The sequence below is a fragment of the Lacticaseibacillus parahuelsenbergensis genome, assembly GCF_030770265.1.
Classification (GTDB): Bacteria; Bacillota; Bacilli; order Lactobacillales; family Lactobacillaceae; genus Lacticaseibacillus; species Lacticaseibacillus casei.
Window position 1 is genome coordinate 2,791,775 of the sequence record NZ_CP132482.1, and the last position, 24,010, is coordinate 2,815,784.

The 24,010-nt window shown below is 45.6% G+C and carries 25 protein-coding genes; 1 reads left to right on the forward strand and 24 read right to left on the reverse strand.

The features are described 5' to 3' along the window. Positions 1 to 4: 4 nt before the first annotated feature. The 6 genes from LACPH_RS13000 to LACPH_RS13025 form a co-directional block, all read right to left on the reverse strand. Complete coding sequence (locus LACPH_RS13000; protein ID WP_274785191.1) at positions 5 to 484, reverse strand: PTS sugar transporter subunit IIA; 480 nt, start codon at positions 482 to 484, stop codon at positions 5 to 7. A 5-nt stretch (positions 485 to 489) separates the two neighbouring features. Then, positions 490 to 903, reverse strand: a complete 414-nt coding sequence (locus LACPH_RS13005; RefSeq protein WP_274785192.1) for a PTS sugar transporter subunit IIA — start codon at positions 901 to 903, stop codon at positions 490 to 492. Further along, positions 881 to 2,365, reverse strand: a complete 1,485-nt coding sequence (locus LACPH_RS13010) for a BglG family transcription antiterminator (protein WP_274785193.1) — start codon at positions 2,363 to 2,365, stop codon at positions 881 to 883. The genes LACPH_RS13005 and LACPH_RS13010 overlap by 23 nt, the downstream gene beginning before the upstream one ends. A gap of 230 nt (positions 2,366 to 2,595) precedes the next feature. Then, positions 2,596 to 3,576 carry a 4-hydroxythreonine-4-phosphate dehydrogenase PdxA gene (gene pdxA / locus LACPH_RS13015; RefSeq protein ID WP_274785194.1) on the reverse strand — a complete coding sequence of 327 codons (981 nt, stop codon included), beginning with the start codon at positions 3,574 to 3,576 and terminating at the stop codon, positions 2,596 to 2,598. Between the two features lie 2 nt (positions 3,577 to 3,578). Beyond that, positions 3,579 to 4,802 (reverse strand): four-carbon acid sugar kinase family protein, encoded by a 1,224-nt coding sequence (locus tag LACPH_RS13020; RefSeq protein WP_274785195.1) that lies wholly within the window; start codon positions 4,800 to 4,802, stop codon positions 3,579 to 3,581. Beyond that, the gene (locus LACPH_RS13025; RefSeq protein WP_274785196.1) at positions 4,795 to 5,790 is read right to left on the reverse strand and encodes a 2-keto-3-deoxygluconate permease; all 996 of its coding nucleotides are present in this window, start codon (positions 5,788 to 5,790) and stop codon (positions 4,795 to 4,797) included. Before LACPH_RS13025 ends, LACPH_RS13020 begins: the two co-directional genes overlap by 8 nt. A gap of 160 nt (positions 5,791 to 5,950) precedes the next feature. Here LACPH_RS13025 and LACPH_RS13030 point away from each other — a divergent pair, with 160 nt between their 5' ends. Continuing rightward, positions 5,951 to 7,678: a sigma-54-dependent Fis family transcriptional regulator gene (locus LACPH_RS13030; RefSeq protein WP_274785197.1), complete on the forward strand. Its 1,728-nt coding sequence runs from the start codon at positions 5,951 to 5,953 to the stop codon at positions 7,676 to 7,678. A gap of 99 nt (positions 7,679 to 7,777) precedes the next feature. Here LACPH_RS13030 and LACPH_RS13035 read toward each other — a convergent pair whose 3' ends face one another. The 18 genes from LACPH_RS13035 to LACPH_RS13120 all read right to left on the reverse strand — a co-directional run bounded on the left by LACPH_RS13035 (position 7,778) and on the right by LACPH_RS13120 (position 24,009). Beyond that, a complete protein-coding gene (locus LACPH_RS13035) occupies positions 7,778 to 9,163 on the reverse strand; it encodes a 6-phospho-alpha-glucosidase (RefSeq protein ID WP_274785198.1) in 1,386 nt (461 codons plus the stop codon). A gap of 11 nt (positions 9,164 to 9,174) precedes the next feature. Then, a complete protein-coding gene (locus LACPH_RS13040; protein WP_087913008.1) occupies positions 9,175 to 10,779 on the reverse strand; it encodes a PTS transporter subunit EIIC in 1,605 nt (534 codons plus the stop codon). Positions 10,780 to 10,985: 206 nt separating this feature from the next. Beyond that, positions 10,986 to 11,729: a MurR/RpiR family transcriptional regulator gene (locus LACPH_RS13045; RefSeq protein WP_306387052.1), complete on the reverse strand. Its 744-nt coding sequence runs from the start codon at positions 11,727 to 11,729 to the stop codon at positions 10,986 to 10,988. Between the two features lie 89 nt (positions 11,730 to 11,818). Then, positions 11,819 to 12,304, reverse strand: coding sequence for a PTS sugar transporter subunit IIA (locus LACPH_RS13050; RefSeq protein ID WP_274785199.1), 486 nt, complete (start codon positions 12,302 to 12,304; stop codon positions 11,819 to 11,821). A gap of 378 nt (positions 12,305 to 12,682) precedes the next feature. Beyond that, a complete protein-coding gene (dagF, locus tag LACPH_RS13055; RefSeq protein WP_274785200.1) occupies positions 12,683 to 13,447 on the reverse strand; it encodes a 2-dehydro-3-deoxy-phosphogluconate aldolase in 765 nt (254 codons plus the stop codon). A 14-nt stretch (positions 13,448 to 13,461) separates the two neighbouring features. Next, entirely contained in the window at positions 13,462 to 14,562 is a 1,101-nt protein-coding gene (locus LACPH_RS13060; protein WP_274785201.1) for a DgaE family pyridoxal phosphate-dependent ammonia lyase, read from the reverse strand. Next, positions 14,559 to 15,680 carry an amidohydrolase/deacetylase family metallohydrolase gene (locus tag LACPH_RS13065; protein ID WP_306387053.1) on the reverse strand — a complete coding sequence of 374 codons (1,122 nt, stop codon included), beginning with the start codon at positions 15,678 to 15,680 and terminating at the stop codon, positions 14,559 to 14,561. The genes LACPH_RS13060 and LACPH_RS13065 overlap by 4 nt, the downstream gene beginning before the upstream one ends. Positions 15,681 to 15,710: 30 nt before the next feature. Continuing rightward, positions 15,711 to 16,400, reverse strand: a complete 690-nt coding sequence (locus LACPH_RS13070) for a DUF4310 family protein (RefSeq protein ID WP_049169342.1) — start codon at positions 16,398 to 16,400, stop codon at positions 15,711 to 15,713. 12 nt (positions 16,401 to 16,412) lie between these two features. After that, positions 16,413 to 17,192: a DUF4311 domain-containing protein gene (locus tag LACPH_RS13075; protein ID WP_049169341.1), complete on the reverse strand. Its 780-nt coding sequence runs from the start codon at positions 17,190 to 17,192 to the stop codon at positions 16,413 to 16,415. Between the two features lies 1 nt (position 17,193). After that, the gene (locus LACPH_RS13080; RefSeq protein ID WP_274785203.1) at positions 17,194 to 17,562 is read right to left on the reverse strand and encodes a DUF4312 family protein; all 369 of its coding nucleotides are present in this window, start codon (positions 17,560 to 17,562) and stop codon (positions 17,194 to 17,196) included. Between the two features lie 12 nt (positions 17,563 to 17,574). Continuing rightward, a complete protein-coding gene (locus tag LACPH_RS13085) occupies positions 17,575 to 17,934 on the reverse strand; it encodes an SFCGS family glycine-rich protein (RefSeq protein WP_005687737.1) in 360 nt (119 codons plus the stop codon). Positions 17,935 to 17,946: 12 nt separating this feature from the next. Beyond that, positions 17,947 to 18,303: a transcriptional regulator gene (locus tag LACPH_RS13090; protein WP_047106955.1), complete on the reverse strand. Its 357-nt coding sequence runs from the start codon at positions 18,301 to 18,303 to the stop codon at positions 17,947 to 17,949. A 7-nt stretch (positions 18,304 to 18,310) separates the two neighbouring features. After that, the gene (locus LACPH_RS13095) at positions 18,311 to 20,149 is read right to left on the reverse strand and encodes a BglG family transcription antiterminator (RefSeq protein ID WP_274785204.1); all 1,839 of its coding nucleotides are present in this window, start codon (positions 20,147 to 20,149) and stop codon (positions 18,311 to 18,313) included. 531 nt (positions 20,150 to 20,680) lie between these two features. After that, complete coding sequence (locus LACPH_RS13100; RefSeq protein ID WP_274785205.1) at positions 20,681 to 21,352, reverse strand: transaldolase family protein; 672 nt, start codon at positions 21,350 to 21,352, stop codon at positions 20,681 to 20,683. Beyond that, positions 21,342 to 21,740, reverse strand: a complete 399-nt coding sequence (locus LACPH_RS13105; RefSeq protein ID WP_274785206.1) for a PTS glucitol/sorbitol transporter subunit IIA — start codon at positions 21,738 to 21,740, stop codon at positions 21,342 to 21,344. Before LACPH_RS13105 ends, LACPH_RS13100 begins: the two co-directional genes overlap by 11 nt. A 25-nt stretch (positions 21,741 to 21,765) precedes the next feature. Further along, positions 21,766 to 22,881 carry a PTS glucitol/sorbitol transporter subunit IIB gene (gene srlE, locus LACPH_RS13110; RefSeq protein WP_306387054.1) on the reverse strand — a complete coding sequence of 372 codons (1,116 nt, stop codon included), beginning with the start codon at positions 22,879 to 22,881 and terminating at the stop codon, positions 21,766 to 21,768. 48 nt (positions 22,882 to 22,929) lie between these two features. Then, positions 22,930 to 23,487, reverse strand: a complete 558-nt coding sequence (gene srlA, locus LACPH_RS13115) for a PTS glucitol/sorbitol transporter subunit IIC (protein ID WP_047106950.1) — start codon at positions 23,485 to 23,487, stop codon at positions 22,930 to 22,932. A 12-nt stretch (positions 23,488 to 23,499) separates the two neighbouring features. After that, positions 23,500 to 24,009, reverse strand: coding sequence for a transcriptional regulator GutM (locus LACPH_RS13120; RefSeq protein ID WP_274785208.1), 510 nt, complete (start codon positions 24,007 to 24,009; stop codon positions 23,500 to 23,502). Position 24,010 lies beyond the last annotated feature (1 nt).

A 24,010-nucleotide genomic window follows, 5' to 3' on the forward strand; every position in this document is an offset into this window, starting at 1 on the left:
GCTGTTACCCGATACCACGTTCAGTCATAAACTTAATGAACGCTGCTACCGTGGTTATTTGTTGAAATTCTGCCATAGCTTTGTCGTCTGCAAACAAGCCCATTAACTTCTGGAGCATATCTAACTGTTGGTGAGCTGTCTTCAATGCCAATACAAACAGATAGTTAACCGAAACCACTTCAGTTGCACTTGCCATCTGTCGAAATGTAACTGGGGTTTTTAAAGCGATAAAACCGATCTGGTCGTGAAGCACCTGATCGGCATCAGTATGCGGAATCGCAACACCCACACCATCATTCAGTTGCAGCCCTGTTGGATAAGTTTGCTCACGTGCAATAATGGCATCGCCAAAAGTCGGTCTAACTGCACCAACGGCAGTTAAACGACTTGCAACTGCCTTTAATACTGCATTTCGATCAGAGAAAACCTGGTTAAAGGTAATCACCTGATCCGAGAAGAAATGATTGATACGTGTCTCCTCCATAACGTTCACTCCATTTCAAACAATTGATTAATTGAATCTTCGTCTGCTAGTTTTTGCATGACTGGACGAAAACGTTCACCATTCTGGTCATGTGGTGAGATGGCTAATACAACGAATTTATCTATCTGGTGCACTTCGCCAGAGTAGTCTGAGCGCCAGTTCAATGGCGAATCGGTTTTTACCAAGAGCACCATCGTCTGCGCAATCTTCTCCGAAATCAAGTGCAAAATGGCCGTCCCATAGCCGATATACGTCTCCCCTTCACGTTCACGTTCAGTCACAATCTTTTTGACTGAGGCAGGCGTCAGATCAGGTATGTCAGGTTGCAACACCTTGGCAATCAGTTCGAATAGGCGCTTCTGATTTACTGGGTCTTCCAAACTAACTAATGGCACATCACTTGATTTCTTTAATGGCATGGCGAATTTTCTCCTTATCCAAGTTCGACAACACTGCACTAACTAACACTTTAGGAATTGCCAGCTTGTCATACTGGGAATCTTTGAGATCAATCGTTGAGACGATCAGATCCGTATTTTTCAGCGAATTGAGATCAATGTCAGACAACAATCCTGTCGCTGTTTGATCAATTTTTAACTCGCGAAAAGTTTTCTCTAGCTTCACCCGCAACAACTCTGAAGTACCGATACCACTGGAACAAATGACGAGCGTTTGGATTTTATGATCCTGTTGTTCCAAGAAACGCGCGAAATACATGACAATAAAGCCAACTTCATTAGCCGATATCTCAGGTAATTGGAACTTCTTCGCTGCAGCCTGGGTTCCCGATGTCAAAACCTCAAATAACTTGGCATATTCACGCTGAATGTCGGTCAACAACCCGTTTGTGACGGCAATATTGTTTTCCAAGCGATTAATGAGCGGGGCGATGTGTCCAGCCAACTCTCGCCAAGTCTTTAACTGAATATGCGCGGTCGGAAGATGTTCATTGACATAATGAATTAAAAATTGCGAGACATCATGAACCTTTTGGCTATATGAAAGCATTTTGACATTCGGGGTTCCTTCATCAATTCGCGACGAAATCAAATATTGAAAAAGGTAGTCTGTTTCTTCAGGTGGCAACTTTTTGGCTAAATATTTCTCCGTATTATTAATCACGATTTCTGCCAACCGATAAAGATGCATGTTTTTCAACATCAGTCGCCGTACCTCACCGCCGTTGACAATTTTGAGCTGTTCAGCTTTACCTTGACGACGAACTCGTTGAATCAATATATACAGATGAGACAAAATGTTGACATTGTATGGATAAGCCAGCTTGCCACCGGTGGCTTGTTCAATGACCTGAACCTGCGTCGTAATAAACTGCTGATCGTAATCTGTAATGCCTTCGATCTTGCCACCGTTTGTAATCGCTGACATATTTTGTAAAACGCTGCTAAGTTGTTCCCGAATACGGGTCTCCTCACCCTCGAGATGGACGGTGTTGTTGACTCGGACAAGTTGCAATTTTTGCTTAAGCAATCTGCGCTTAAGATAAAGGAGATCATTGTCAATCGTGGCATCGCTGACATATTGATCGGCATACAAGTCAGACAGCGAGATTTTAAGCGGTGCCCGAAACAACAGCTGCTCTAGAACTTGATTTCTGCGCTCAAGACTACTTTGATTGGTCCCATCGGCGGACTCGTTTGGAGCTTTTAGATCCGGCAGTGCACTGGGTAAAAGCCGTGCCCCTTTACCCCGAATCATTTGAATAACAGGCTCGTCAGACCGTTCATTAATTTGATCAATGTGACGATAAATAGTTTTCGTGGATGTTCCCAAAGCCTTTGCGACCTCACCTGCATTCACAAATCCGGCACTCTGGGACAAGTAATCCAACAATGCCCGATCAAGATCGCCAATGTGATTCACTGTAAACACCTCCTCACCTGTGCAACCGCTTACAGTTACAGTATACGGATGTACTGGATTGATCCACATAAACTAGTGTCCAGAGGTTCGGACACGCTGTTTCTGGACATGGACAAGATGTCCGCAAAACAAAAAGCACCTACTCTTTACGTAAGTGCTTGCTTAATTTCAACGCTGTTACCCTAGTCTCTTGTCTATTCAGCATTAATACCGCATTATTGTTCGAAAGACTAAGCATTGTGCTCAAACTTCATAGCGAGTGCAATTGACGCTAACATAGAGGATTCATTTGCAATGCCTTTTCCAGCAATATCAAACGCTGTACCATGATCTACTGAGGTTCGAATAATCGGCAGGCCTAGCGTGACGTTAACGCCTTCGTCAAACGCCAATAGTTTCATGGGAATGTGGCCTTGATCATGATACATTGCTACCACAATATCAAACTTACCTTGCGTTGCTTTTAAAAATACCGTGTCAGGCGGAAGTGCGCCGCTCACGTTGATTCCTTGAGCTTGTTTTTCTTTGACAGCAGGATTAATCTCTTTAATCTCTTCATCACCAAAGAGCCCGTCCTCTCCAGCATGCGGATTTAAGCCTGCAACCGCTATTTTAGGTTCCCTTATGCCTAACCGTTTCATCGCATTATTGGCTAGATCAATGCATTCCTCTACTCTGTTCTTTTTGACGAGATCACATGCTTTTCTCAACGGTACATGCGTTGACACATGAACAACCGCTAATTTTGGGCTCCAGAGCATCATAGTATATTTTTTTGTGCCAGTGAACTCTGCAAATATTTCCGTATGTCCATCAAAGTTATGTCCTCCCTTATGCAGAGCATCTTTGTTTAAAGGCGCTGTAACGACTGGACCTATTTTTTTCTTCATCGCTAGGTCGATGGCTACCCTCAAAAACTGAAAAGCAGCATCTCCTGAGATGGGACTCACTCTCCCAATTGGAATCTTTTCTAACGGAATATCCATGACATTATAAACATTAATCTTTCCTGGTTCGAATTGATCCACGTTTGTAATGAAATTTAATGGTGTCTTTATTTTTAAGAGATCCGCATAATAGGCCATAATTTCTTTACTGCCGAAGATGATGCTCTCACTCAGATAGTCTTTATTTTTCATCAATGCCTTCAATGAAATTTCCGGTCCAACACCTGAAGGGTCGCCAATTGTAATTCCAATATAGTTTGTCATTCTTATTCTCCTCCACTAAGTCTTTTCATGCTTTCCAAAAGCGTATCTTGTTGGCCAAATGCACCTGCTTTCGTCACAATCTTCAATCCATCTGCGATTCCACCGATTAGAGTACCTAAAACAACGCCGGGTGTGATCTCTTCCTGAATCTCTGACCCACTGGCTTCAAGCGCTCGAATCATTTCTATGGCTGTATCGCCACCAGTTAAAAATAAACCACTCAATCGCTGGGCTTTCACAACTTCTGACGCAATGGCAGCAAGGTTTTCACGAACAATTCTGCTTATTTCTGATCTGTCAACCGTCCCTAAGCTCTCAAAAGCTTCAATTGTTTTCTGATAATCTTCTTTCTTTCGGGTGACTGTCAAAATGGTATCCCCTTTGCTAAGTGACGAGTGTACCAGTTCTTGATATTTTGAGATAAGCGTTAATCTATCTGGCTTTAGGAGGTCGTTTAGCTGAATCGTAACAATTGGGATACCATTTTCAGCCGCGTATTCCATCTGACTTAGACTCGTTTCACTAATTGACCCGACAACAGCTAGGCTTGGAAGAACGCGTTTGCTTTTTTTAAATAATATACTCGCCAAGCCTGCGGATCCCACATAAAGTATGCGCCTTTCTTTTGCTCGCGTACTTGCTACAACAGCCTCCAGGTCCGAATCAGTTTCGGCATCAAACACGAGGACTTTAGCTTTTGATGGCAATGCCCTTTTATTAGTCTTTAAGCTTACCAGCTCAACATCACGACCGAATTCTTTTTGCAGCAGTTCAACAATGTTATCTGTCCATAAAGGATTTAAAGGATCATTAGCAATATCAGTTGCCATTAACGGTTTCCCTCCTAGCATCTGAATGCCGTTAATGGTCGTTCTATTTGCATTAGGCAACGCAGGGGCAACAACGATCAGATCAGGTTGGTAAAGGTCCGAGATCGCATGAATTTCCTCTCCAATATTGCCGCGAATCGTTGAATCTATTTTTTTGTAAACGAGATTAAACTGATTTTTCTCGGTTATTTTTTTAACCAGTTCAGCAACTTTACGGGATGCTGCTACCGGAGAAATTGTTCGTGACTCCGTATCAAGCACCACAGAATGGTCAACTAATCCACCTGTTGGGAAAAGCTGAATCTCTGCTTGATAACCATTCTTCTTAAGTTGAACGCCTGTATCACTTGCTCCGGTAAAATCATCCGCGATAATCAGGTACTTTTCCCTACTCATTTTCAATCACCTTCATCTCCTTTTCAGCCGCCGATTCTTCACGTCGCTCGGGATGGATCTTTTTCTCATGGCGATCTAGCAGGCTGACAAGTAACGGACAAAGCAGCGCTGTCACAATGATGGCAGCTGCAACTTGTGCAGTCGCCTGAGCTGCAACTTGCTTAAAGACCGGATCAATAGCTGCAACTGCAGCAGGTGTTCCGATAGCATTACCTGCAGTGGCGCCAACTGCCGCACCCACTTGCGGGAATTTCATCTTTAATACTTTATAGACAGTATACCCTGCTATGCCTGTCACAACCGTACAGAATATTCCCAGAATAATACCGCTCAGTCCTGCATCTACAAGTTGACTGAGATTCAACGCAGCGCCTAACGGAAAGGCAAAAAACGGGATAAGCAGTGTCGTTCCAGGTGCTAGAAATTTACGAATCTCCGAATCCAGATTACCGAGAATAAATCCAATTAAAATAGGCATGATGGCAGCAATTAAAGCGGTCAAAGGAATTTTTGCCAATCCTGTTGCGCCAAAAGCAATCATTGTAAAAAATGGACCATCACTTAATGCAATGATTGAGGTTGCACCAACATCAGTGGCATCCCCATATTCGCCAGCCAAAGCCGCATATAAACCCCCATTTTTATTGGTCATAGACGACACAATTGCTAATGGGCTCAATCCCAAGACTCCGGCAAGTCCAAAGAAATGATTCACTAGAACTCCCAAAATAGCCCCAATACCAACCTTAGTGACGAGCAAAACCACACCTTTGTAAACTGAGACACCCGCCTCCTTAACACTAATTTGCGCTCCGCTGCAAAATAAGAATGCGGCTAACAACGCCATTGCTCCAGTTTTGAATAATGCTTCTGTAAAGCCTCCTAATGCAAAAAATTGTGGAAAAAAGGTATTTGTTAATGCCCCTAATAGTAACGGAACAACCATCATGCCTCCTGGTAACTTCTTGACTGTTTTTAAGATGTTCATGGTGCTTCCTCCTCCTTTACATTTCTTATAATGTAAAGCGCTTGCAAAAAATCAACAAACGGGATATGGTCAGATTGTGTTCGTTTTTGAAACACGTCTCAAATAAACAGCTGTAATTATAAAAATCGTTCAATTTTTAAACGTTCAGGGGGCATTAACGATGCTTAAAGTGCTAGCTATTGCACCATATCCAAACTTAAAAAACAAAATGGACGAAATCGCGCAGAAGTTCAAAACACTCTATATTGAATCCTACGTTGGCGATCTTACGGAGGGATTGGAAATCGCGCAGAAAAAGAGTGCGAATTTTGACGTCATTGTTTCCCGAGGTGGAACTGCAAAACTCATTCGTGAAAATCTAGACAAGCCTCTCATCGAAATTGACTTGTCATTACTGGATATCCTGCGAGTCATTCGATTAGTTGAAGTATACAAATATAATTATGCATTTATAGGATTCTCTAACGTGACTGATAAGATTAAGATACTGGGGCAGATTTTGGAAAAGGAGTTGCACATTGTCACTATTTCAAAGTCTGCCGAGTTGCCTAACATCATCAAGCAGCTTAAAGCTCAGGACTACTCTATGATCATTGGCGACAACATCACCTTTAAAGAAGCACGGAAGTCAAATCTCAATTCTATTTTGATTGAATCCGGCGACGAGAGTATTTACAATGCCTTTTCATCAGCACGCTATCTCGGTACAGAGCTGAAAAAGGTAGATGATCGCAATAGAGCGGTTGTTAATGCCCTGAGTGCATTTGATCAGTCAGTCTTAGTTCTTGATCAAAATTGTCATTTACAGTCTCAGCATCATAACGGGCTTTTAAAAGCACATGAGCAAGCAATTCTTCACACAATAAAGCCACAAGTATTGTCTGGCTCTACCAAAGCGTTCACACTCTTTTCACGTGTTGAAGAACAACTATATCAAATCAACGCAAGGTTCCGAAATAGGCTTTGGTATGTTCTCGTAACACCTCTTAAGTCTTTAGTTGACAATGATTCCTCCATCAAAAGCTTTGTTCCTGCTTCTAATCAGGATGTAAGTTCAGTTAACATTGGCAACTTGTCGAAAGACGTCCAATTAGCCGCTAAATCAGGAAGGAATGTTTTGTTCATAGGCGAAAAAGGGACGGCAAAGTTAACAGCTGCTGAGCATCTTGCGTCAATGATACAGGCTAATCATTATTGGAAAATTGACTTAAATAAGATGAAGTCAGAATCAGCATTCTGGGCGTTATTCAACAATGCCACTTCACCTTTGCTCGACCACCATGCTCTCTTCATTATTATTGGTGTTGAAAAATTGAATGCTTTATATCTGAAAACTCTCCAGAGCTTCTGTGACATGTCAGAAACAACCGACAATCATTTTCTTCTAATTTATCGATCTGGCTCTCATCAAAATTCGGTTGCAAGTCGCTTCCATACGACCTTTCAGATTACAACTACGCCTCTTAGAAAACGTAAAGCTGATATTGGATCTTTGGTCAGTCTTTACCTCTATCAATTTTCCAAAAGGTACCAGAAAAGTGTGGTCGGTATCAGTGAAGATGGTATGACAATCCTTGAATCGTATTCGTGGCCAGAAAACCTTTTCCAGTTCAAACGGGTTCTGGAACAACTTGTCTTACAAACTAACGGCCCGTTTATCTCAAGTAACTCGGTCAAGCGAATGATCCTTAATGAGGAAGCGCAATTTGCATACCACCAAACCCAACGTGGCGATTTATCAAACATTTCAATGTTCAAAGGAGAAACATTAGCCAAAATCGAAAAGCAAATCTGCACGATTCTGCTAAAACAAAACGCTGATAACCGAACGAAAACTGCAAAAGAACTTGGCATTAGCAGAAGCACCCTGTGGCGAATTTTAAAGTGATCAGGTAAGCATGCAATCTCTGATTTTTAAAATCCCCTAATTTGTGCCTTGTTTGCATCAAAAAAAGCCTCGGTTTTTCCCGCGACTTTTTTAAGATTGTTATACCTCTGCAACCTCTTCTTCACTCATCAACCGTACTTCATGTTTGGCATGTCTTAACTCTGGCCAATATGCTTGGTTTGCAATGATTAGATCATCTAGCACTTCCTTGGCAACTTGAGCACTGGGCAATGTTTTTGACAATGTCAATGCCTGCCATAGTTCCTGATAATCATGATTGATCCACGCATCTACAACAAGCTTTTCAACCATAGCTTGATTGAGAATCATCCCGCGCTGGAATAAAGGAATCTTGCCTTGGGTTAATGGTTCGGCACCATCTTTGCCGACGATACATGGAACTTCAACCATAATGTCGTCATCAATATTCGCAATTGCACCATTGTTTTCAACTATCAGTAGCATCCGTTCATGAGTATTAAATGCAATGGCGCGTGCAAGATCAACAATAAAGGAGGCATGACTGTCAATCTGAAATTCTCCAACCTTGCTGGTACCTGCATCAATGATTTTTTGAGCCGCTGTAAAGACCCGTTTCTCACGCCCATCTTCAACTTCATTTGCTCGCGTATAATCAGGGTTTGAATGTGCCACCACATAGTCTGGATACAAATAATATTTCAAATAAGTGTTAGGCAAATAATTTGGATCCACCGCAAGCAAATCCTGTGCCTTTTTATGGGTTGCTTGCCAACTCGCATCCATGTGCTGGGTATCGACTTCTACTTGAGTCAGGTATCCATGATGAGCCACATAATCGCGAATTTGCGGCAGATACTCATGCCCAGCTTTGTCCTTCACACTCGTCCACCAGCCAAAATGGTTCATGCCAAAATAGCGCACCTCCAAGTCTTGTGGCTTTAAGTCAACAATTTGTGACATTCTCCGTTGCGTGCCAACTGGCATGTCACATATATTCATAATTTTTGCATTAGGTCGTAATCGACGGCAGGCTTCGGCCACAATTGATGCTGGGTTGGAGTAATTTAGCATCCAACAATCCGGTGAATATTTCTCCATGAAGTCAATTAGTTCAATGATATCGCCAATACTGCGCATCCCGTATGCAATACCACCGGGGCCGCATGTCTCTTGCCCCACCACATGATGCTTTAAAGGAATTTTTTCGTCCAGTTCACGCATTTTATAACCACCGGAACGAATGTGCGCGAAGCAAAAATCAACATCTGTGAATGCTGACTCAGGATCAGTCGTCCAAGTAAAATCAATGTCCGGGGCTTTCTCGTTAAGTTCAATCGCAATCGCTTCTGCAATTGTTGCCTGGCGATTTGCATCAGTATCGTAAAGTTTTAGAACTCGCAACGGAAAACGCTCTATGTTTGCTAAGAGCATCATCACAATACCAGCCGTATAAGTACTGCCACCACCTGCAATAACAACTGAAAACTTCTTTGATTCGTTCATTATAACCACTCCTATTCAACTTCTGCTGCATCAATACCTAAAGCTTCATCTACTGCAGCTCGCACTTTTGTCACTGCTAAGCCATAAACGACATGCACGTTGTTCCCTTTCTTGATGACGCCACTGGCACCTGTAACATTCTTCAGGGTAGACTCATCCACCAAATTCGGATCTCTCAAAACGGTTCGCAGTCTTGTGTAACAATTCGTGACGCTTTCAACATTATCCGCGCCACCAAGCGCTTCAATAATAGTTGTAGCTGGTACGCGGCGATCATCTTTTGGTGTCTGAACAGGTTTTGCCTGTTGTTTTTCTTGATAATCTGATTTGCTGTAAAGTCTTGTTTCTTGATCACTATCTTCACGTCCGATCGTCTTCAAATTAAACTTACTAATCAAGAATCTAAACGTGAAATAGTAGATAAAGAAGAACACAACTCCAACGAGAATGTACATTGGCCAATGAGTTTTTCCTATACCCAATGGCAGATTATAAAGTAGAAAATCAAGGAAACCATTGGGACCAATTGCCCTGACATTAAGGATATTCAGAGCCACCATACTAAGGCCACTCAGCGCTGCGTGTACAACAAATAACAATGGGGCAATGAACATAAAGGAAAATTCAATTGGTTCTGTAACACCAGCCAAGAACGAAGTGACTACTGCCGGGATCAAAATGGCTTTTACTTTATTCTTATTTTCTGGTTTAGCCATCTGATACATTGCTAAACATGCACCGATCAAACCAAACATTTTTGAGATTCCCCGAGCATCCCATATAACGGAGCGGGACAGCAAGTGGATGCTCGGATCCGCCATTTCAGCATAATAAATATTTCTTGCTCCTTCAAAAATATGCCCACCAATTTCTTGAACGCCACCAAGTGAGGTATATAAGAATGGTGTATAAATTAAATGATGCAGGCCGGTTGGGATTAGTAAACGTTCCAACGAGCCGTAGAGGAACAGTCCAAAGTTACCAGTCTTATTGATGACCCCACCTAATCCGGAAATACCCATCTGGATGAAAGGCCAGACATACGTAAGCACGACCGCCAATAAAACGGTCACCGGAATTAGAACAATAAAAACAAATCGACTCCCACCGTATATTTGAAACGCACTGCGGAACTCTATATCGACGAACCTGTTATGGATGTAACCCACGGTGATACCAAGTATGATGCCCAGGAAAACGCCCATATCTAAAATTTGAACACCGAGTACTGATGCTTGACCTGTTCCTTGAAGATTTTCTGCCTTAGAAAGAATACCGCGCAATTCCATAAATTTGTTCATCGCATTGATGAAGACAAGGAACGTCAATAATGCGGTAAAACCGGCTTCCGCTTTCTTTTTCTTTGCCAGGCCAACTGCCAACCCCACACAGAAAATCACCCCAAGGTTCGTCAGAATTGATACCAAGGAACCTGATAGAATTAGCCCAAATCCTTTGGTCACCGGATTATTCATAAAGGGTGCAACTTCGAGAAGCTTCTGATTCGTGAAGATATTACCGATTGCTATCAAAATACCAGCAATCGGTAATATCAATACAGGAACAAACATCGCTTTCGAAAATCGCTGTAAGCCATCCATGACCTTTTGTTTCATTCTTTTCACCTCTCAAATCTGCTAAACAAGTTTCTCAACTAAGCAAGCCTCATTGTTGATGGCCTTAATTTAGCAAAATGTTCCCCTGTTGAAAACCCTTACACAACAATAGGGAACCCGTTTTGTTCACTCGGAACAGGTTCCCTATCGTCTGGTTAATTAGTGCGTATACACAACTATTAATAACTTCCTACGGCTATTAAACATCAAGCCAACTTTTCCACTTCGCTAATTACCAATTCAAACGCCGTCAACATTCTAGGATAAAACAATGATGCACGTTGATTTAGATCATCTAATGGAAATTCGTCTGGAACCGCGATGGCCCAATTTGCTATTTTCGCCAACGAGCTATCATCTTTGCCCGTAAAAGCCACAATAGGTACCGACAGACTGCTAACCAAAGTCGCTTTATCAATAACAGTTTGTGTTTCTCCAGATTTTGAAACAACGATAAAAAGGCCCAAATCTTCCAAGCAGTTTTCTAACAAGGCTGCAGAGTCACCTGGTGTCGAGAAGAAACAACGCTTCCCCAGAATCTGAAACTTTTTAAACATGTAATTTCCAATGACACTTGAAAAACCTGCAGCGTAAACGTATAGACACTTGTTGTCGACAGATGCGATCTGTTGCGCCACAGTTTGAAACTTGATGATGTTATTTTTCTTGGTTGCTTCAGAGAGCAGCGGATCTTGAGAATCGTGTGTCGCCTGAATTCCAGTTTCACCATTACGTAACATCGTCATTAATTTGTATTGGAGTTCAATAAAACCACGATAGCCCATTTTATGTGCCAATCGCATCACCGTGGTTGCTGAAGTATAGTTTGCCTTCGCCACCTCGCGAACACCCATGTCCAGCACACGGTCAATGTTAGCGATCATGTATTGCAATACTGTCAGTTCGGTTTCGGACAGATGCTTACTCGCAACCAACTTCTCTAATTTCACTCTTATCAGTTGTCCTTTCGACAAAGCTAGTAATTAATCGAAAAATAGTCTCTTAAGGAGGTTCCCTAAAGATCAGACACCCTGGACAATTAATCGGCGTAGGTCAGCGTTGTTACAGGGTCACCATGCACCACCTGTTTTGCACTGATAGTCGAAAAATCCTTCACCTTATTCATATTCGTGAAGACTACTAAAATTGCCGGATTACGTCCTGAATCTTTGATTTCGGTAGTGTTAATCGTGGATAGTTCGTCACCTGCTTTAACTTCATCACCAGCCGCGATTCTGGTTTCAAACGGCGTACAATCCATCTCAACGGTATCAATTCCCATGTGCACTAAAACTTCCAATCCTGTTCCCGATGTTATGCCAATTGCATGCTTAGTCGGAAAGACCGAGCTTATGATACCTGAAATTGGTGCATAAACTATGTTTTCTTCCGGTACAATAACATACCCCTCGCCCATCATTTTTTCTGAAAAAACACCATCCTTGAGATCCTCCAATGGCATTAGTCGACCAGTCACCGGAGCCACATAAACTTCGCGCTTTTCTTTCTTGAATAAACCAAACATCAGTGATCCTCCTCTTCTTCGCCAATAAACTATTTCAGGCTTTGATAAGCCGAAAAGTTATAGTCGTTATTTTTGATTGTACAGAAACACAAAAGTTATGTAAACGGTTTCCCCTCCTCCATTCGACTCAGCTCTGCCGCTGGGCTTGGCCTTAAGCTAAAAATCTCGATCACTTCGTAAATTATCGGACTAGTCTTTAACAGATATGGAACAAAATGTCACTTCGCTTAAAACTTTCCAACCGATGTGGCATCGATACCACATTGTCTATTCACAGATGCGCTGACACTGTCTAAAAATCAACAAGATAAAAAGCCTACCGACCGCTTTTTTGGTCTGTAGGCTTTTAACTTTCTCTAATGACTAAATAAAAACTTCCTACTCCGCTGCTACCAACTCACTAGCATCCACCAGCCGCTTGGTAATCCGCCACAACGCAGCAACATCTTCCGGGCGCGTCAAACCAGTCGCCTTATCGATAATCGAACTATAAACATGCGGAATGATCTGCTTAACGCCAGCATCCAATGCGATTTGGAGGATAGCTTCGAAGTTTTCCAAATCAATACCACCGGTCGGTTCGAGGTTGAAGCCTTCTGCCGCACAGGCTTTAGCGACAGCGCGGAATTCGGCTTCATGTTTCAAACCACCCATGGGAAAGAACTTGAAGCTGGTGCCACCCATGTCCTGTAACAAGGCGATGGCAGTTTCGACTGGTACTTCTGCGGCTGCTTTTTGGCTACTTTTAGGACCGGTGGCGATGTTGACCACGCCGACTTTGCCGGTTGGCGAAACCAACCCGTTAATCACGGTGTCGGCTTGGCCCAAAAGTGCCCGGCTGGTGCCGACGCCGGTGAAGACTTGGTTAACGTGCTGCGGCTGCAAGACCTTGGAAACGCGGCTGACCATCGTGCTTTGGTTCGGGTCGCCGGCGCCGAGGCCGACTGACAATCCGTTGTCGGTGACTTCCTGGTATTTTTTCATATCGTCAATTGCGGCTTCGTCGGTATCGTAGTTTTTGGTCAAAACGCCCACGACCACATGACCTTCTGCGGCTTCGTAGATCGCTTTGGCATTTTCAACGGAGCCAGCCAAAACGTTTAGAGCAACGCGATTTTTGTAATAGTTTGGGATTAGATTCATGGGAACGATCCTTTCTAGGCAAGAATTTCCTTGAGGCGATGAACAATCAGGTCCATTTCTGCTTGATCAACGGCGCGGATGTCGAACTCGATGATGCCTTCGTTGGCGCGATATTCGCGGGTGTAAATTGCCGGGTTGCCGGCTTTGAGTTCGGCGGTCACTTGCTTGGCGTCTTTAGGACTGGATGCTTCGACGGTCACGGCAGCGCGGAAAATTGGCCGCCCGGCACCGTCTTGAACTTCCTTAACGTTCAGATGCGGGACATCATTGAGCGCCGCCACGAATGGGTGCAGCCGAGCTTTCATTGCCTCGCCGGATTCCGGACCGTTGTCAAGATACTGAACGAGCGCGGTGGTGAAGCCGAGAATATTTTCCTTGCCGATTTTCATCGCGCGGCCGATGCCCAGGCCTTGCAACTTGGTCCAACTGATATACGGCTCCTTACCGAAGACGAGCCCGGAAGCAGGGCCTTCAATCGCTTTGGCACCGGAGAACAGAACCACATCAACGCCCATGTCGACGTATTTCTTCAGATCCTCTTCCGCCGCAGCATCAAGAATTAACGGCAGTTCATGCTTATGCGCCACTTCCAGCGCCTCTTGAATCGTCAACATGCTCTTTTGCACGGCATGATGGCTCTTCACGTAGAAAATAGCTGCGGTGTTCTCATTGATCATCATCTCAACGTGTTCCGACGTGCACATGTTGGCATAGCCGGCTTCAACCACCTGGCCGCCGCCAAGTTCGATCATGACTTCTTCCGGCGTGCCATAGTCCACATTTTGGCCTTTTGGCAGAATGATCTCGCGATTGGTGTAGCGCGGTGAAAACGGATGGTAAGCGTGATACTTGCTGCCTTGGCCGATGATGCCGGCCACCGCTTCCGCAATCCCCGCAGACGCCGAGTTCACCACCAGCGCGCCTTCTGTCCCTAACTTTTTAGCGATGAAGGCGCCAGTTTTGTCGGTCAAATCCTTCATTTCAAAAAAGTGGGTGTCGCCAAATTGCTGCGCCTGAATCGCGGCCTCCGGAACTTTGGAAACGCCCAAAATGGTCATTTTGCCACTGGCGTTAATCACGTGTTTTAAATCATAAGTGCTGTAATAGTCTGTCATGCTCGCTGTGCCTCCAAGTCGTATACCGTCCCGCCAACAATGGTGCAAATCGGGGTGATCAATTGATGGCCGGCTTCCGTATTGCCATTAGAATCCGTTAATACTTTATCACCCGGCGTGACATTGTAAATGGTAATGTCAGCATCTTTGCCCGGGCGCAGGCGTCCTTTGTTCAGCAGGTGGAAAGTATCAGCCGGCGCAAACGTGACCATCCGAATCACTTCCGGCAAGGTGTAGCCAACTTGAAGCATTTTCTCCATCGTGGTTGCCATGTCATAAACCGGCCCATTTTCCCGATTGCGGTGATAAATATCGGTGCTCAGCGACTTCGGATCCAGCCCATGGTCGCGGGCAATTTTCATGGTTTTAAAATTAAACGAATCAGTTCCGTGGCCGACATCGAAGACCACGCCACGATCATACGCATCATAGACGAAATCCTTGATCTCCGCATTTTCGTCAATCATCCCGTTCGGCTTGCCGTTGTATGCGTGGGTTAAGACATCGCCTGCGCCCATCGCCTGCAAAATGTCCTGAAGCTCTGGCGGATTCGCACCGACATGCACCATAATCGGCAGATGCCCGAGCAGTGCTGCGTATGACCGCGCTGCCAGTAACGGTTTGATGTCGTTGTCAATCACCACCGAATGGCTTTCGCGTGCTTTGATGCCGACGATAAAATCAGGCAGATCAACCACTGCGTCAAACAAGGCTTCTTTGTTGACCTTCTCCATATCGCCTAATTCGTCTTGCGCTAAAATGCCGGTACGCCCGATATTAATCAAAGCGAAAACGTTGGTCTTTTTGTCCCGGGTGATGTTGTAAAAATCGCGAATATTGTCCGCACCGGTTGACCCGGCGTCGATAACCGTTGTCACGCTGGACTTATACCCATCGGCATCGGGATCGTCATAATATAAGGTCAGTTTTTCATAACAATGCACATGATCGTCAATCCAGCCTGCACTGACATACGACTGGCCATGCAAGTCGATTTCTTTTTGTCCGCTGGCCCCTTCGAGCTTTGGCGCGATCGCCGCGATTCGATCGCCATTAATGCCGACTTCAATCGGCTGTTCGCGTTCTGTTTTGCCGTTCTTGATTAAAACATCAAACACAAGTGATGACCTGCCTTTCTAAAACTTCTTCTAAAGTTTGACTGGAAAGAAAAATCCCATAATCATAGCCCCAATGATCGCACCGCCCGGGATTGGCTTTTTCCATGCGTAGAAAAGTGCTGCGCCGATTGTGCTGCCGATCCCGATCGGAATGCTGGCGGTGACCGCACTCAGGATGATCAGCGGACCGAGGAAACGACCGGTTTGGTTCCCGGCGCCCATCATGACGTCCGCGCCAAATGTGGCATTACTTTGATTAATGGTAAATTTCCGAACCAGGAAAATGATGACCCCGATGATAATGCCCAACACAGCGCCGGTTAAAAGCGCCAGTCCGAAGTTGGCCACCAAAGGTTTAGCACCAACAGAAAGCAGGATGGCCGGAATCCCGATGCCGACACCGGTCAAAATCGAGCCGCCGAGATCCAGAATCCCAACCAGCGAGCCTTCCAAGATCCGGGCAAACAGGAAGCTGGCGCCAAACGCCGCGGCGGCACCGTAAGATCCGCCTGTCATCCCCGCCTTCAACATCGCCACGATCGCGACTTCGTTGAAGGCACCGACGCCATAATTGAAATACATGGACGTCCCGGCAAAGACCCCTGCCGACATCAATGCGACGATCACAACGAAGCCCCAGTCTGCGTGCCAAAAGTCATGTTCGTTTGCAACTGCCTTTAATTCTTCATCCGCAGTTGCGGTGGTTTGTTTATCCGCCATACGTCAACACCTCTACTTTCCGCCTATCATTTGATGGACATTCGACAACCAGCCTGGTGCATTCAGGTTAAAGGACTTCAACAAGTTAAGATCAAAGCCACGGAAGAAGCCGGATAGGACGAACAGCAGAATCGCCGCCGCCAAAATGGACTTCGTAATCCGCGTCCAGCCGAGTTCGTCGACCCCTTTTCCGATTAAAATGCCCAGCACCACGCCTGGCACCGCATTACCCATGATCATTGCAGACAGTCCGCCAAAGACCGTGCCGAATAATCCTGAGCGGCGGCCTGCATCAATTGCAGCCAGCCAGAAAAGAATCGGCATGATCAGATTGATCAGCTGATTGGCTGCTGGTACCAGCACCTTAACCGCCGTTACCTGCAACGATTCCGGAATCGAGCTGGAAGTGACATTCAGGAACACCACAACCACTGCGCCGACAATCGCACCTGCAATCCCCATTTTCTTCGGGTTATGCATGGTCTGCTCGACATTGCGATTCTTCATCAACAAGCCAGCCGCTGCCCAGTTCGGAATCACACGGTGGGTAATATCCTGGGTAAACGCGCCGGCACCAACCGTTGATGCCCAAGCATTGAAGAAGAACCCAAGTCCGAAGCTAAAATGCGAAGCCGGATCGCCTTCTGCCGCATTCATTTCCCCCAAAGTACGGAATGCGCCCAAGGCTTGGGTTTTCGGTGCCGTAAACATCCGCGCTGCCCCAACGCCTGCCGCAAAACCTACCAGTCCACCAATAATGATCGACTGGAATAAGATTGTTAATATTGGCAATTCATTTCACACCCTTCAACATATTTTTCAAATTTGGCAATGAAAGTGCATCCGGTGACGGCGTCGTGACATCTTCAAACGCCAAAGCGTCAAGATCGATCGCACTCACGGCAACCGTCACGGCCAGCGTAACAGCATAAGTCGTTCGCGTCCGCTTGAAAAAGAAGAACAGGAACTTCTCGGTATAATTGGATTTAACTAACTTAAGCGGCTCAACTTTTTCCGGAATAATCCGTAAAATGGCTTCATCTCCGTTACCAACCAGCTGTTTTTGAATGCTGCTAAAAGCGGCGGCAAATGCCTGTTGTTTGGTTTCGCCTTTGCCGGAAACGGTGACCACCTGACGTTTGGTTTCATTCACGACCGTCATCTTGCTCACTCCTTAAGCTTCTGGATACTTCTTGTTCCACGCCTCGACCAAGGCCTTCCCCAATGCTTCCTGATCCATAAACCCAAAGCCGAGAACCTTGGTGCCTTCTTCAATCGCGGTCACGCCTTCTTGAATTGAGCGCATGCCGTGACGTTCCGGCCAGCCATATTGCGTATGTGCGGTGATCGCACCGGCACCGCCAGAACCGCAGAAACTAATGCCCATATCTGCTTTTTCTTTGTCCATGACCTGACCCAAACGCATATCAGCGCCCATGCCCGGTACGACAACAGCGGTACCGCCAGCGGCTTCAACACCTTTAGCAACGTTTTGACCTTTACCCATTCGATCTGCAATAACGACTTTAACCATGGTTAAATCCTCCTATATTTTGTTCTGTGCTGCTTCAAAATGAATCGATAAAATATACTTCTCGGCGACGGCCAAATGCCCGATGTGCCGAACAACCTGATCCGCCAAGTCAAGCGACTTTTGGGAAACATCGGCAAACATTTGCGGATCGACCGCTGGGAGTTGTTCACCAGACTGAGAACGGTTCAGCATTTCGATTAAGTGATTCGTGAGCACCTGTAGCTGAACATCGGTAAATCGAATCTCCGCGGCTGCTGCTAGTCCAATGACATAACGAACCAGCGCTTCCGCCGCCTGCGCATCACTACTTTGTTGGATCATTGTTTGAACTTCTTCCGGTAATTCATCGTTGGCTTCCAGTGGTGTCATCCCCTTTCTAAGATGTTGCGTGACTTAGGCTCAAATATTCCAGAATCGCATGCACCTCAGCCCGATTAATCGCCAACCCATGATCCGAAAAGACATGCTCGACGGTCCCGACCAGTTTCGGATCATCATGATTCGGCTTACCTTGATACTGTTTGTTAAACATGATGCGTTGCACCGCCAGGAAAACGTGCATCATGAACGCATCGCCGTAATACGGATCGATTTTGGTCGGCAACTGCAGCTTGAGTTCCGAATAGATGCTGAACATGGTCAAAATCGTCTGCTGAGTCTGCTGCTCCAGATTCGGCTTCGGTTTGATCGGTACGACGGGATGCTGCGATTTGATTTGTGCCAGCGGTACCTGTAATTTTTTGGCGACCGCCTGGCGAATCGCGGCAATGTCGGTGGCATTAGGCAATGGTTGCACTTCGATCACCTGAACATCCACATTTTTGAGTGGAAAAACGCTGATGACCAATTCCGGTTGTTCACGTGCGATCAAGGCCCGCGCATCGTCAATGGAAGCAAAGCCGACTAGTTCAATGTTTGGAATGGCCGAAGCGATTCGTTGCTGAATCAGATTGGTAATCCCGATGCCCGTCGCACAGACGTAAGCAACCCGCACCGTTCGCATTTGACTGTCTCGATTCAGCGAGACCATGAAATGCAACGCAATGAAAGAAACAAACGCCTCGCTCAACACGGCTTGATCATTGGCCAATTCCTTATTGACGGTTTTTTCAATAGCCGCAAACAAGCCCGGATATTCTTGCTTAATGTCTTGCGTGAATGGACTATATTCCAGAAGCTGACTGTGCTTGCCTAAAGACTGGCTCAGGTGCAGGTACAAATTCTCCTGCAACTGACTGTCATGACTGAAATCATGATCAACCAACGCGCCAACCGCCAAAATGATGCGATGCGTCATCGCCACCAGATTGTGATCCTGAGCAGCCGGCTGGTCGTGATCACGCTGGCCAAGGTAATATGCGATATCATCTGTCAGCGCCGGCAGATTATAAAAGGCTAGCGTGTTCATGATCAGCTTGTCAGTAAAGTGTTGCTCAGCTTGGGACTGCGCAACGCGATGATAACTATTCACCAGTTGATTAAAACCTTGGCGAATCACACCGATCGTCAACCGAATGATCGTCGCAATCAGCTCGCTCGGATCCGGCATGTGTGCTTCCGTTTTGCCCAAGCGAATGGCTTCTTTCAAAATCGTATTAAACGCGTGGTCAAACGTTGCCTCGCCGGTTAAAATCACTGCCCGTTTCGGCTCGGTTTTGGTGCTCAGGCTGTCAACCAGTTCCGCCATGAGTGTCTTCCGATTCAGCTGCTGGGTAATCAACTGTTCCAGTAAGCGGCGAATGTCCAATTCAGTGCCATTGAGCTTATAGCCATAGTAGTTTTTACTGGTCAGCTTCACGTTGAACTGCTGTAGATAAACCGCCAGCTTCTTAAGATCATTGTTGACGGTTGTCTGGCTGACATTCACCCGCGCTTGAAACTGTTGCTGGGTCGTATAATCACCGGTTTGCGCAAGAATCAAAATCATGCGGATGATGCGCTCATTCGGCGCTAAATAATGATCGGCAATTTGTTCATCGATTTTCTCACGCAAGGCCGCTCTGGCAGCATCACCGGCTTCAATCCAAATCCCTTTGCGCGGCGCACTCTTTAACGCCGAGCCCTTCGCCGCCAACCAATCGCGAATGTCGGCCAAATCATACTTCACGGTCCGGACGCTGACCCCTGCCGATTCAGCTAATTGCTTAGCGGTCACCGCCCCTTCGGCATTCAACAACTGCAAAACAAGTTGTCGCTGCCGGTTACTCAATGTCATCTGTTCACCCCCTTTGCTGTTAATGTCTATCATTACTGTAAAGCGCTTTCTCAAACGAAACAACAGGAAATGTTTGCACGATTAATCGTGCAAGAATATGTGATCGGGTCAACAAAAAATTGATTGGTCTGTTCCATTTATGAAAGTGGCTGTCTGATTATGGTTCGGCGGTTTATTATTAAGATGCTTATAAAACGGCATTTAACCGGCGTATAACAGGTTGGTGGAATTGTCTTTGTTTTAGAATATTAAAAATTGGCAGCTTTGTTGGTTTCACAATGCGACCGTTCAATTCGTGCAAAATTTCTGCTTTAATTTTATAAAATAACAGGTGGAATCAATCAAGTAGTTGTTAATATTTGGTTTATCAAAGATGATAACGCCATTCGCTTTCCCATATGATCCGACCATTTAAACTTGATGCTGGCACGCAAAAAGCGCCATGCAGTCCCAACTACTCGGAACTCCATGGCGCTTTCTTATGCTTTACAGGTGCTTAATCCTTTTTCTCTTAACGCATCCGTCTATACTTCAGACACCCGTTTTTTGATCCAGCTGCCGGCCTTCTTCATTGAAGACCCTGATGGCATCATCTGCTGCAGCATTAGTCATCAACTGTTTGAAAATATCATAGCTGATCGTAACGTTTTCCGCGCCAGCTTTAATCGCCGCCATCACTTGTGAGGCATTTTTAAAACTTGCACCCATAATCTTAATGTGCGTGTCGGTTTTCTGATAAAAAGCGTGAGTCTCGGCAATCATGCGATATGGATCGATGTCCAACTGCTCCATGCGGTTCACGTACGGGGCAATGTAATCGCAGTCAACCACGCATGCCATGAAACCTTGGCGAACGGAATAAACGGCCGTGCCTAATAGACACTCATCTGGTTTTTCAGAGCGGATTGTCGAAATCGCTCTGTATCCCGGTTCAAATAATGGCACCTTAAACGCCATTCGCGTGTCGTCAGTGTCTGGAAAACGTTTACGTAATTCGTGATAATCCGCCAATAATTCTGCTTCAGTATCTCCTACCAGCTGGACAAAAAGAACACCCGGTTTTAACGCCCGAATCTGAGTCAATTGTTCAAATCGTGGATTGCCTTCTTTTAGAAGTAGCTTGGGATTTGTGGTAACGCCCTCAAATTGGTTAAATCCCAACATTTCCTTAATTTGTGCGAGATTGGCTGTATCAATGAACATGGCCTAGACCCCCCTTCATAATTTTGATGACAGTGCCCACGTCTAGTTGTGGATACGGTTTGGATTCCAAATAAAGCGACCCGGCAAGCTCAGGGGTGATTGAGCCATCAAATACCACTGCTGTGTGGCCGAGGTTGCCTAGATTTGTATTCACCTCATCACCAACTGCCGTAATGGTATAAGCCTGATCGCCAAATACCATCACGTCTCCCGCCTGGATCGGTTCCAGAATTTTGGTGACTTGAATGATGAAGCAAGACGAGCGCAACGCATCCGGCGCCTCATCACCGAAAAGAATAGCCATGTTAATATCTTTGAAATCCCGCGCGTCTGAACCAACCTCTAGAATCTTTGTTTCATATTTTGTTTTTTCTGCTACTGACGACACTATCCTCACCTCTCAAAAATACTGCTTACTTTGCATACAGCCCGAAACTTGCTAGCCATGCAACGACAACTCGTGGTACACCATTTAGGAAGCGCGAATACAAAACGGAAACAACCCCGACTTCAACCGTCTTTGAATCCGCTTCTTCGAGTCCTAATCCAACCGGAATAAAGTCCGCCGCGTTCTGCGTATTGATCGCAAACAAGGCTGGCAGCGCATACTGTGGCTGAATGTTGCCGCGACCGATTTCGACCCCGATGAGCGTACCGATAACTTGAGCAATGACCGCGCCTGGACCGAGAATTGGTGATAGAAATGGCAGTGAGCAGATAAAGCCAATCGCAATCAGGCCAAAAACATTGCCAGCTAACGGCGTCATTAATTTGGCAAACCAGTTACCTAAGCCTGATCCTTGAATAATCCCAATAAGCAAAGCAACAAAGGCCATGAATGGAATAACGGTATTCAACATCGTCTGAACTGAGTCTTTAGCGGCCTGGTTAAAAGTTGCGATTACTTTCCCAGCGCCAATGCCGATTCGCGCGATGAAGTTAGGTTTTTTCATTTGCGCCGTAATCGTCTTGTTGGTATCAAACTTGGCTTCGCGGGCTTCAGCGGCCGCTTCGTCTGCCTTTGCTTCTGACGTGGTATTCGGCGAAGAAAGCGCAGCGGTTGGTTCAGCAGTGGCTTCCTGTTGCTTACCTGCTTCACCGCGCTGATCAAACGGCACGCCGTTTAGGGACTGATCAGGAACAGCATCATCAGGCAATGCCGTAATCTGATCGACATCAACGTTTGAAACATACAATTTCGGCACAATATACTTTGCCAGCGGACCGGACTTTCCAGTCGGTAAAACATTAATCGTTAAAATATTTTTCTTTGGATAAATGCCGCAACGTAGCGTGCCGCCGCAGTCAATGATCGCCAGCGCTGTTTCATCTTCAGGGATGGACGTTTTGAATCCGTCTACGGCCTCCATCCCGGTTAATTCCGCAATCTTATCGACGATGGCGGGGCGGTTGCCACCGGTTACATAGATAAATTTATGCTTCTGTTCGGTCGGTGTGATCGTCAATGGACCGCCATAACCACCTGATCCTTTGACCACTTGAATGCTATGCCATTTTTGTTCGGCCATAATTGATCGAGCCTCCTTGATTTGAAAGTGCTACTGTAATTGCCGCGTTTATGCTCTCGTTGACAAGTCAACCGTCTTGCTGAGCGTAATTCCGGTTTGCTTAGATACATAGGCTGTTGTGAAATCAGTGACCCAACCGCCGATGAAGTTCATGACAATGCCGACCAACATGTAGCGAATGGCAAGGTCCATTTGATTCAGACCAAGCTTCTGCACGCCTTGCGCAATCCCTAACCAGACAAATAATTCGCCTGGATTGATGTGAGGAAAGACGCCATTACTGGTGTGGCAAAACTGCGCTTGGGCCGCGTAATAACTTGGTTTGTAATATTCCGGCAAGAACCGGGCCAATGTAAAGCACATCGGATTACCCAACATAAACGCCGCTAGAAACGGTAAAACCAGATAGCGCATCAATACATTACGGCTAGCTTTTTGCGCAAACCGTTCGATACGCGCTTCCCCAATGAATGCAATAATCGTATTCATCAGAACCAACAGCAGCAAAACCACTGGCACAATGCTGGTCATCCAGCTAATAAACGTCTTTCCGCCGGTTTGAAACAGCTTCATGAAGCCAGCGGCAAAATCAGAAATATATTGCATGATGTCATCCCCCTAAATTATCTTTTTCTTGAATACATGCTTCAGCGTCTGCGGAATCGCTTTCATTTTCATGCTGATTTCGCTGAAAATCGGCAACGAAAACATGCTGACGCGACTGGTGTCAAAGTCTTCAAAACTGAGATTGTTCGTTTTGTAATTCACATAATTGCGATACGCGTTGAGAAAACATTCCCGTTCGGTGCGACTCAGCTTATGCAATGCCGTGTAATCAGCACCGACTTCAGCAACCGATTCGCCATCGAACCGGTCAACCTCGCGAAACCGACTGAAAACCGTGAGCCCCTTCATAATCCGAATTTCCTGAATCCGATCATCGTGATCCAGTCCGATTAGCATCAAGCTGCCTTGCCGAAACCGCCGCGGATTTTTGCCGATCAACACGCGACCGCCTTGGCGCACCTCATGATAGTTATGGGCAAAGTTACGAATTTGAAAATAACCCATCAAAGCTTGCAACAAAAATGCTGCGGCAACGAAAATACCAAGTATCAAAACATTCATT

What these genes read in the sequence shown, in the direction of transcription:
- LACPH_RS13005 (WP_274785192.1), bottom strand. Translation starts at nt 903, where the DNA reads ATGCCATTAAAGAAATCAAGTGATGTGCCATTAGTTAGTTTGGAAGAC.
- LACPH_RS13070 (WP_049169342.1), bottom strand. Translation starts at nt 16,400, where the DNA reads ATGGCGGATAAACAAACCACCGCAACTGCGGATGAAGAATTAAAGGCA.
- LACPH_RS13020 (WP_274785195.1), bottom strand. Translation starts at nt 4,802, where the DNA reads ATGAGTAGGGAAAAGTACCTGATTATCGCGGATGATTTTACCGGAGCA.
- LACPH_RS13025 (WP_274785196.1), bottom strand. Translation starts at nt 5,790, where the DNA reads ATGAACATCTTAAAAACAGTCAAGAAGTTACCAGGAGGCATGATGGTT.
- LACPH_RS13040 (WP_087913008.1), bottom strand. Translation starts at nt 10,779, where the DNA reads ATGAAACAAAAGGTCATGGATGGCTTACAGCGATTTTCGAAAGCGATG.
- pdxA (WP_274785194.1), bottom strand. Translation starts at nt 3,576, where the DNA reads ATGACAAACTATATTGGAATTACAATTGGCGACCCTTCAGGTGTTGGA.
- LACPH_RS13085 (WP_005687737.1), bottom strand. Translation starts at nt 17,934, where the DNA reads ATGGTTAAAGTCGTTATTGCAGATCGAATGGGTAAAGGTCAAAACGTT.
- LACPH_RS13120 (WP_274785208.1), bottom strand. Translation starts at nt 24,009, where the DNA reads ATGAATGTTTTGATACTTGGTATTTTCGTTGCCGCAGCATTTTTGTTG.
- LACPH_RS13000 (WP_274785191.1), bottom strand. Translation starts at nt 484, where the DNA reads ATGGAGGAGACACGTATCAATCATTTCTTCTCGGATCAGGTGATTACC.
- LACPH_RS13100 (WP_274785205.1), bottom strand. Translation starts at nt 21,352, where the DNA reads ATGTTCATTGATACAGCCAATCTCGCACAAATTAAGGAAATGTTGGGA.
- dagF (WP_274785200.1), bottom strand. Translation starts at nt 13,447, where the DNA reads ATGAATCTAATCCCAAACTATTACAAAAATCGCGTTGCTCTAAACGTT.
- LACPH_RS13090 (WP_047106955.1), bottom strand. Translation starts at nt 18,303, where the DNA reads ATGACACCACTGGAAGCCAACGATGAATTACCGGAAGAAGTTCAAACA.
- LACPH_RS13030 (WP_274785197.1), top strand. Translation starts at nt 5,951, where the DNA reads ATGCTTAAAGTGCTAGCTATTGCACCATATCCAAACTTAAAAAACAAA.
- LACPH_RS13050 (WP_274785199.1), bottom strand. Translation starts at nt 12,304, where the DNA reads ATGTTTGGTTTATTCAAGAAAGAAAAGCGCGAAGTTTATGTGGCTCCG.
- LACPH_RS13095 (WP_274785204.1), bottom strand. Translation starts at nt 20,149, where the DNA reads ATGACATTGAGTAACCGGCAGCGACAACTTGTTTTGCAGTTGTTGAAT.
- LACPH_RS13060 (WP_274785201.1), bottom strand. Translation starts at nt 14,562, where the DNA reads ATGACAGACTATTACAGCACTTATGATTTAAAACACGTGATTAACGCC.
- LACPH_RS13080 (WP_274785203.1), bottom strand. Translation starts at nt 17,562, where the DNA reads ATGACGGTCGTGAATGAAACCAAACGTCAGGTGGTCACCGTTTCCGGC.
- LACPH_RS13035 (WP_274785198.1), bottom strand. Translation starts at nt 9,163, where the DNA reads ATGAACGAATCAAAGAAGTTTTCAGTTGTTATTGCAGGTGGTGGCAGT.
- srlE (WP_306387054.1), bottom strand. Translation starts at nt 22,881, where the DNA reads ATGGCCGAACAAAAATGGCATAGCATTCAAGTGGTCAAAGGATCAGGT.
- srlA (WP_047106950.1), bottom strand. Translation starts at nt 23,487, where the DNA reads ATGCAATATATTTCTGATTTTGCCGCTGGCTTCATGAAGCTGTTTCAA.